Here is an 8,281-nt window from a genome sequence, read left to right on the forward strand (position 1 = left end):
CAAAACAGTGAAAAATAAATGAAAAACATTGTCTGAAATGCACAAAAAATAATGAAAATAAGAGCCAATCATGTTATAATTACATTGAAATGCTGCTACATGACGGATATGTCAGGAATTGTTTCGAAGTGTTCGGAATATTTCAAGGTGTTTCAGTGAAGATAACATGATTGTTTTTTTAATTTTGATTTTAGGAGGGCAAACAATGGCAAGATTTACGTTACCAAGAGATTTATATCACGGAAAAGGTGCTTTGGAGGCACTCAAGACATTCAAGGGTAAGAGAGCTATGGTCTGTGTCGGAGGCGGATCCATGAAGAGATTTGGATTCCTTGACAGGGCGGTTCAGTACCTTGAGGAAGCTGGAATGGAAGTTAAGTTATTTGAGGGAATTGAGCCAGATCCTTCGGTTGAGACAGTTATGAAGGGCGCAGCAGCCATGCTTGAATTTGAGCCAGACTGGATAGTGGCCATCGGCGGTGGTTCACCTATAGATGCAGCAAAGGCTATGTGGATAAAGTATGAGTATCCTGATGCGACATTTGAGGATATGTGTAAGGTATTTGGAATACCTGAACTTAGAAAGAAAGCTCATTTCTGCGCTATTTCTTCAACATCAGGAACTGCAACAGAGGTTACCGCGTTCTCGATCATCACAGATTATGAGAAGGGAATCAAGTATCCGATAGCTGATTTTGAGATTACACCTGATGTTGCGATCGTAGATCCTGAGCTGGCAGAGACCATGCCTCAGAAGCTGGTTGCTCACACAGGTATGGATGCCATGACACATGCAATCGAGGCTTATGTATCGACAGCAAACTGCGATTTCACAGATCCACTGGCACTTCATGCCATCAAGATGATCCAGAATGATCTGGTTGGATCATATAACGGAGACATGGAGAAGCGAGACGCAATGCACAATGCACAGTGTCTTGCAGGTATGGCATTCTCCAATGCGCTTCTCGGAATAGTTCATTCGATGGCTCACAAGACCGGAGCAGCATTTGCTGACTATGGCGCACATATCATCCACGGAGCAGCAAATGCAATGTATCTGCCAAAGGTTATAGCTTTCAATGCAAAGGATGAGACCGCAAAGGTTCGTTACGGAGAGATAGCGGACTTCATGGGACTTGGCGGTGAGACACTCGACGAGAAGGTAGACCTTCTTATTGCGTATCTGCGCAAGATGAATGACGAGCTGAACATTCCTCATTGTATCAAGAATTACGGATCTGACAGCTATCCATGTGAGCAGGGCTTTGTTCCGGAGGACGTATTCCTTGAGAGACTTCCTGAGATCGCTGCAAATGCGATACTTGATGCATGTACAGGCTCCAACCCAAGACAGCCAAGCCAGGAGGAGATGGAGAAGCTGCTGAAGTGCTGCTACTATGACACAGAGGTGGATTTCTAAATAAAAGATAGTATTTACAGACAGAAGAATGAATGATAATATGGTATCCGGCGGTGCACATGTATCGCCGGATATTTTTGTTGAAAAAATAGTTGACAACAAAATGTAATTATAATATACTTGCAAAGTATGCGAAGTTTATAAGTGTGTTTCGAACCAATGCCCCGGTAAGGAATGTGCTGAATATACATTAGTAAAGAAGATTATAAAAGAATAATTTAGGAGGTACCACGATGAAGAGCTTTATGGCAAGCCCATCAACAATAGAGAGAAAGTGGTATGTAGTTGACGCTACAGGACATACTTTAGGTCGTCTTGCATCAGAGATCGCAAGCATTTTAAGAGGAAAGAACAAGCCAACATATACACCACACATTGATACAGGTGATTATGTAATAGTAGTAAACGCTGACAAGATCCAGGTAACTGGTAAGAAGTTAGATCAGAAGGTATACTACAACCACTCAGATTATGTAGGTGGTATGAAAGAGACAACTCTTCGTGAGAAGATGGCTAAGAAGCCAGAGGATGTTATCTACCTTGCAGTTAAGGGAATGCTTCCAAAGGGACCACTTGGCAGAGAGATGATCACAAAGCTTCACGTATACGCTGGTGCAGATCACAAGCATCAGGCACAGAAGCCAGAAGTATTAGAGATTAAGTACTAAGAAGGAGGAGATTAACAGATGGCTAAGACAACAAAGTTCTATGGAACAGGAAGAAGAAAAAGCAGTATCGCCAGAGTTTACATCACTCCAGGTACTGGTAAGATCGTTATAAACAAGAAGGATATGGATGAGTACTTTGGCCTTGATACACTCAAGGTTATCGTAAAGCAGCCACTCGTTGCTACAGGCACAGAGGGTAAGTATGATGTACTCGTTAACGTATGTGGTGGTGGTTTCACAGGTCAGGCTGGAGCTATCAGACATGGTATTTCAAGAGCACTCCTTGAGGTTGATGCTGAGTACAGACCAATCCTTAAGAAGGCTGGATACCTTACAAGAGATCCAAGAATGAAGGAGAGAAAGAAGTACGGTCTCAAGGCCGCTCGTCGTGCTCCACAGTTCTCAAAGAGATAATTATATATCATTTCAGATATATCAAGAACCCGCAGAAGTCCAACGCTTTTGTGGGTTCTTTTTTTCAGAACTTTTGAGATTCAGATTAGGAGGAACAAAAGATATGGTGACATTATTGTCGAAGTTGTGGATCAAATCAGATAATTATAAGGATAGCAAGGTGAGGGAGAAATATGGTGTTCTTTGCGGAGCTGTTGGTATATTTTTGAATGTATTATTGTTCCTGGGAAAATTCTTTGCTGGATTACTTTCGGGGGCTATCTCGATCACGGCGGATGCGTTCAACAATTTATCAGATGCAGGAAGCTCGTTGATATCTATGATAGGCTTTAAGTTATCTGGCAGAAAACCGGACCCGGATCATCCGTTTGGACATGGAAGAATAGAGTATATATCAGGCTTATTTGTAGCAGTCATGATCATATTGATGGCCTACGAGCTTATTAAAGATTCAATCGGAAAGATCCTACATCCGGAACTTCCCAAATTCAGCAGTCTAGTTGCCGTTATACTCGTTGTTTCAATTGGAGTAAAGATATATATGTATTTCTACAACAGGAGTATAGGCAGAAAGATAGAGAGTGCGACCATGATAGCGACGGCAAAAGACAGTTTATCTGATACATTTTCCACAATGGTTGTTCTTGCATCTGCACTTGCTGCTCATTTCTGGAAAATACCTATAGATGGATATTGCGGGTTATTGGTGGGCGTAATGATACTCATAGCTGGCATCACTGCAATGAAGGATACGGTCAGCCCCTTGCTTGGTCAGGCACCGGAACCAGAGCTTGTGGACGAGATCGAGAAGATCGTGAGGTGTGATAAAAGGATCCTTGGTATTCATGATCTTGTGGTCCATGATTATGGACCTGGCAGACTTATGGTCAGCTTGCACGCAGAAGTTCCTTATAAGGAAGATATTCTTGAACTGCATGATCTGATCGATCAGATAGAATTCTCTCTCAGAAAAGAACTAAATTGTGAGCCTGTCATTCACATGGACCCGATAGTAGATGACGATGAGGAGACAAATGCTGCGAAAGCGCGGATCACTGAAATTATAGAATCACTTAATAAGGATAGCAGAAAAAATGAAAATGTTCAGTTTCACGACTTTAGAATGGTAAAGGGTTCAACACATTCCAATTTGATTTTTGATGTGGTTTTGCCACATGGATATCAAATGTCGGAAGAACAGATAATAGCCTATATCAAGGAAAAAGTTAGTGAGTACAATAAAAATTACTATTGTGTGATACATATTGACAGAGCGTATGTAAAATAATTCCAGATGGTGAGCATCCTGACCACAGAAGAGTAAGATCTTCTGTGGTTATTATTATTACATAATATATTTACATGTTTTTTCATAATCTTAGATTTGACTTTACCATGATAAACTGTTACTATGTTACCGTGTTGTGCCCTAATAGGGCTGTATATCATGCAGATGCCCAGTGTAGTGTGTTTCATGCATCTGCCAAGTATATTTAAGTATATTTCAGGAGGAAAAAAGTATGAAAAAGTTATTATCACTGCTCTTAGTGGCAGCAATGGGACTTTCACTGGTTGGATGTGGCGGATCTGATAACGGATCTAAGAGTGAGTCAAAGAGTGATCTGGAGTATGTAAAGGATAAGGGAACTCTCGTTGTCGGCGTTACAGACTTCGCACCGATGGATTACAAGGATGAGTCAGGCAACTGGATCGGATTTGACGCGGATATGGCATCAGCATTTGCAGAGAGCCTTGGGGTAAAGGCAGAGTTCGTAGAGATAGATTGGGACAACAAGATCATGGAGCTTGACGGCAAGACCATCGACTGTGTATGGAATGGTATGACACTTACAGATGAGGTTACAAGCTCAATGGCATGTTCAGATGCATACTGCAACAATGCTCAGGTAGTTATCGTGCCAAATGATAAGGCAGACAAGTATCAGACAGTAGACAGCATCAAGGAGCTTACATTTGCTGTAGAGGCAGGAAGCGCAGGCGAGGATCAGGCCAAGGCGCTTGGACTCAACTATACAGCTGTAAAGGCACAGGCAGATGCACTCATGGAGGTTGCAGCTGGAACATCGGATGCAGCGATCATTGATTCACTCATGGCAGCAGCTATGGTTGGTGAGGGAACAGGTTATGACAAGCTCACATATACCGTAGGTCTCAACAGCGAGGAGTATGGCGTTGGCTTCAGAAAGGACTCAGATCTTGTAGCTGAGCTCAACAAGTTCTTTGCAGACAGTAAGGCTGACGGTTCAATGGAGAAGTGTGCTGAGACATATAAGGTACAGGCTGCACTTGCAAAGTAATAGATAAGATATAATTAGTATTTTTACCATCACTTAGAGAGAAAAATTATTATGGATTTGTTTTTTGAACAGCTCCCGGTCGTACTTGGAGCTCTTAATACAGGATTTATACAGACATTAAAATTGTTCTTCGTGACATTGCTCGGTGCATTTCCACTTGGACTTCTCATAGCACTCGGTTCCATGTCAAAGTTTAAACCGCTCAGCTATCTTATGAAGTTCATTGTATGGATAGTGAGAGGTACACCACTTATGATACAGCTGCTCATCATATATTATTTCCCGGGACTTGTATTCCACAACCCGGTATGGGGCGGCGGCGAAGGCGGAAGATTTGTAGCGGCATCGGTGTCATTCATAGTGAACTATGCCTGCTATTTCTCAGAGATTTACCGTGGAGGTATTCAGGGTATTCCTGTAGGACAGGAGGAGGCCGGACTTGTACTTGGCATGACTCCAAAGCAGATATTCTTCAAGGTCAAGCTTTTGCAGATGATAAAGAAGATAGTTCCGGCGATGTCCAACGAGATCATAACTCTGGTCAAGGATACGTCCCTTGCCCGTATCATCGCACTTCAGGAGATAATCTGGGCAGGACAGGCATTCATGAAGGGTTCACAGGGAATCTCTGGTGCGATATGGCCACTCTTCTTCTGCGCATTCTACTATCTGATATGGAATGGCGTACTCACAGTTTTACTTGGCAAATTAGAGAAGAAACTTGATTTTTTTAGATAGGAGGAGCCGCAATGAACGCAGTTCATACTCGGAATCGGCTCCGACGACCTGCCCCGCTGCGGAGCAGAGGGGCGATACATATTAGATAGGAGGAGCCGCAATGAACGCAGTTCATACTCGGAATCGGCTCCGACGACCTGCCCCGCTGCGGAGCAGAGGGGCGATACATATTAAATAGGAGGAGCCGCAAATGGCTATATTAGAGGTTGAACATATAAAAAAGAAGTTTGGCAAGACAGATGTGCTCAAGGATATAAGCTTTTCTCTGGAGCAGGGCGAGGTCCTTTCTATCATAGGATCATCAGGAAGTGGAAAGACAACACTTCTTCGCTGTCTGAACTTTCTGGAGATGCCGGACAATGGAGTTATCCGTGTAAATGATGAAATCCTGCTTGACACTGACAAGCCGGAGACACTCAAGGAGTCGGAGGTGCGCAAGAAGAGACTGCATTTTGGACTTGTGTTCCAGTCATTTAATCTCTTTCCACAGTACACTGCGCTTCAGAACGTAATGCTTGCAAGAGAGCTTCTTGCAAAGGAGAGACCGGATTTCAAAGTAAATAAGAAGAATATACTCGACGAGATAAGAGTCCAGGCAGAGGAACTTCTACGCCAGATGGGACTTGAGGACAGAATGAACAACTATCCTCACCAGCTTTCCGGAGGACAGTGTCAGCGAGTTGCCATAGCAAGGGCGCTTGCGTTGCAGCCGGACATCCTGTGTTTCGATGAGCCTACATCGGCTCTTGATCCGGAGCTCACAGGAGAGGTACTTAAGGTTCTCAGAAACCTTGCAGACAAAAAGACAACCATGATAATTGTTACCCATGAGATGGCATTTGCAAAGGATGTTGCAAGTCAGGTCATATTCATGGATGATGGATATATACTTGAGCAGGGAAGACCTGACCAGGTATTTGACAATCCGAAGATGGAGAGGACAAAACAATTTCTTTCATCATATTCATAAAAGATGTATAAGATCCCGGTGTATCGAAAAAATGATGCACCGGGATTTTCTGTTTATATAAAAAATAATCACTAAAAATCTGAAAAACCGTCTGAAACTATACTATACAAAATTTACAAAACAATAATAAGAAACAAGGCAGCAATTCTCCCCCATATATAAATGAAATAAGAAACATAGGCATGGCAGATAGGGATGCCATCTACCCCATGCACAAAAAAACAAGAAAATGACATATCGGAGGTCTACCCAGAGGGATAAAAAAAATCTACCCAGACGTTGAGTAAAAAAAGGTCAGTGTGTACTATTGGATATACCGTACGGAATACAAAGCATGACATTAAAAATTTGTTTTACAGGAGGAGAACATTATGCCATTAACAAGAAAAACAACAGGTGTAGAAAAAACAAAAAGAGAAACAGGAAGTATTGATAAGGTCAGAATAAATGATGGTCGTGTACAGGTACTGACCAGCGAGGGTAAAATATATGTTTTTGATAAACGAGAGGTATGCACTGTTACAAATATATCACTCAGTGTAAATGAAAGACCGGTAAATGCCAGCTTTGAGAATTCAGGGTATGGGACATCGACCAATGCTATCCGTTTTCAGAGATACCCGATAGTGGAATTTGTCAATCTTGCGCCGGAAACGGTGAAGAACTATATGAAGTCAATATTGATGGAGTCCGTCCTGGATCTGTCTGACGTTAAGGTGATACATTCATATAAGTGGGGGGACAATGAGCCGCATCTCTATATGCCAGATGATTGGGACGATGGAAGAATATATGCTAAACTGAGCGATGAAGAAGCAGACAAAGCCGATGAGTATGACATAGACTATGTGGAAGATGGATATGAGGACGATTGGTATGAAGAGGAAGAGGATGAGAATGAGTAGGAGAAATGTGATCTCATGATTGAAATGTGATACAGTTTTTCCAATGCAGTGATGACACAGAGAAAACAATAAAGTATAGTAGTAGCAGCAAAGACACTAAATGTCGCTTGCCCAATGTCAGACGGGCAGGCAGCATTTGGTGTCTTTTTTATTTGATTCTATAGTGGCATCTACCTCATGTCACATGAAAACATATCAGCAATCCATTCCCATAGCCATGGCTTTGGTGGCCTGTGTCTCTCCCCTGGGATGATGTGGTGGGGCATAGATGGATGAGAGCTTAAGTGGATTATTGCCGATGTTGATGATGTTGTGCCATGTGCCGGCTGGTATACAGATGCATTCTCCTGCACAAAGATTCTGACGGAAACACAGTTCGTTTGGGCAGCAGCCCATTCTGACTGAACACTGTCCCTGTTCGATCCGGATGATCTGATCGGTATTATCATGGATTTCCAAACCTACGTCTGAGCAGGCAGGTATACACATGACTGTCATCTGCATGAAACAGCCGGTCCACACGGTTTCGCGGTAATTGTGGTTCTGTAACGCTTTATCCCGGAGGTCTATAGTGCAGATGTTGTCACGACAGTCAGGTCTGTTCGGAGAACAATGGTTGTTGCATTTCATAGGATAGTCCTTTCAGATTTAATAGTTCTATTTATAGTATTCAGAAAGGATAGAATATGACAAAAATTATACATTTTTATGTAACCTGGATTGTGAGCTATGTGAAAAAATGCAAAAAGTGATAAAAAAATTGAAAATAGTATTGACATTTTGTACATAAACAACTAATATAAGATATATCAAATGGAAACGGTTCCAAAAACGTTCCGAAAAAA

Annotated in this window: 9 protein-coding genes; 8 read left to right on the forward strand and 1 reads right to left on the reverse strand. The window is 42.2% G+C overall.

What is annotated here, in order from left to right; all coding sequences use genetic code 11:
* Positions 1-205: 205 nt before the first annotated feature.
* The 8 genes from CCU_RS05020 to CCU_RS05055 all read left to right on the forward strand — a co-directional run bounded on the left by CCU_RS05020 (position 206) and on the right by CCU_RS05055 (position 7,436).
* Positions 206-1,423 carry an iron-containing alcohol dehydrogenase gene (locus CCU_RS05020; protein ID WP_015533805.1) on the forward strand — a complete coding sequence of 406 codons (1,218 nt, stop codon included), beginning with the start codon at positions 206-208 and terminating at the stop codon, positions 1,421-1,423.
* Between the two features lie 233 nt (positions 1,424-1,656).
* Positions 1,657-2,091, forward strand: a complete 435-nt coding sequence (gene rplM / locus CCU_RS05025) for a 50S ribosomal protein L13 (RefSeq protein ID WP_004850178.1) — start codon at positions 1,657-1,659, stop codon at positions 2,089-2,091.
* A gap of 18 nt (positions 2,092-2,109) precedes the next feature.
* A complete protein-coding gene (rpsI, locus tag CCU_RS05030) occupies positions 2,110-2,505 on the forward strand; it encodes a 30S ribosomal protein S9 (protein ID WP_004850181.1) in 396 nt (131 codons plus the stop codon).
* 103 nt (positions 2,506-2,608) lie between these two features.
* A complete protein-coding gene (locus tag CCU_RS05035; RefSeq protein ID WP_015533806.1) occupies positions 2,609-3,793 on the forward strand; it encodes a cation diffusion facilitator family transporter in 1,185 nt (394 codons plus the stop codon).
* Between the two features lie 232 nt (positions 3,794-4,025).
* Positions 4,026-4,823 carry a transporter substrate-binding domain-containing protein gene (locus CCU_RS05040; protein WP_015533807.1) on the forward strand — a complete coding sequence of 266 codons (798 nt, stop codon included), beginning with the start codon at positions 4,026-4,028 and terminating at the stop codon, positions 4,821-4,823.
* 51 nt (positions 4,824-4,874) lie between these two features.
* The gene (locus CCU_RS05045; protein WP_004850185.1) at positions 4,875-5,561 is read left to right on the forward strand and encodes an amino acid ABC transporter permease; all 687 of its coding nucleotides are present in this window, start codon (positions 4,875-4,877) and stop codon (positions 5,559-5,561) included.
* 190 nt (positions 5,562-5,751) lie between these two features.
* Positions 5,752-6,531: an amino acid ABC transporter ATP-binding protein gene (locus CCU_RS05050; RefSeq protein ID WP_004850188.1), complete on the forward strand. Its 780-nt coding sequence runs from the start codon at positions 5,752-5,754 to the stop codon at positions 6,529-6,531.
* A 371-nt stretch (positions 6,532-6,902) separates the two neighbouring features.
* On the forward strand, positions 6,903-7,436 hold the full coding sequence (locus CCU_RS05055) for a hypothetical protein (protein WP_015533808.1): 534 nt from the start codon (positions 6,903-6,905) through the stop codon (positions 7,434-7,436).
* A gap of 195 nt (positions 7,437-7,631) precedes the next feature.
* Here the strand turns inward: CCU_RS05055 and CCU_RS14700 are convergent, their stop codons facing one another.
* Positions 7,632-8,066, reverse strand: coding sequence for a cupin domain-containing protein (locus CCU_RS14700; protein WP_256364697.1), 435 nt, complete (start codon positions 8,064-8,066; stop codon positions 7,632-7,634).
* Positions 8,067-8,281 lie beyond the last annotated feature (215 nt).

This window comes from Coprococcus sp. ART55/1, from assembly GCF_000210595.1.
GTDB classification, from domain to species: Bacteria; Bacillota; Clostridia; order Lachnospirales; family Lachnospiraceae; genus Coprococcus; species Coprococcus aceti.

Excerpts from the sequence above, each read along its gene's own strand:
- CCU_RS05020 (WP_015533805.1), top strand. The coding sequence starts at position 206 with ATGGCAAGATTTACGTTACCAAGAGATTTATATCACGGAAAAGGTGCT.
- rplM (WP_004850178.1), top strand. The coding sequence starts at position 1,657 with ATGAAGAGCTTTATGGCAAGCCCATCAACAATAGAGAGAAAGTGGTAT.
- rpsI (WP_004850181.1), top strand. The coding sequence starts at position 2,110 with ATGGCTAAGACAACAAAGTTCTATGGAACAGGAAGAAGAAAAAGCAGT.
- CCU_RS05035 (WP_015533806.1), top strand. The coding sequence starts at position 2,609 with ATGGTGACATTATTGTCGAAGTTGTGGATCAAATCAGATAATTATAAG.
- CCU_RS05040 (WP_015533807.1), top strand. The coding sequence starts at position 4,026 with ATGAAAAAGTTATTATCACTGCTCTTAGTGGCAGCAATGGGACTTTCA.
- CCU_RS05045 (WP_004850185.1), top strand. The coding sequence starts at position 4,875 with ATGGATTTGTTTTTTGAACAGCTCCCGGTCGTACTTGGAGCTCTTAAT.
- CCU_RS05050 (WP_004850188.1), top strand. The coding sequence starts at position 5,752 with ATGGCTATATTAGAGGTTGAACATATAAAAAAGAAGTTTGGCAAGACA.
- CCU_RS05055 (WP_015533808.1), top strand. The coding sequence starts at position 6,903 with ATGCCATTAACAAGAAAAACAACAGGTGTAGAAAAAACAAAAAGAGAA.
- CCU_RS14700 (WP_256364697.1), bottom strand. The coding sequence starts at position 8,066 with ATGAAATGCAACAACCATTGTTCTCCGAACAGACCTGACTGTCGTGAC.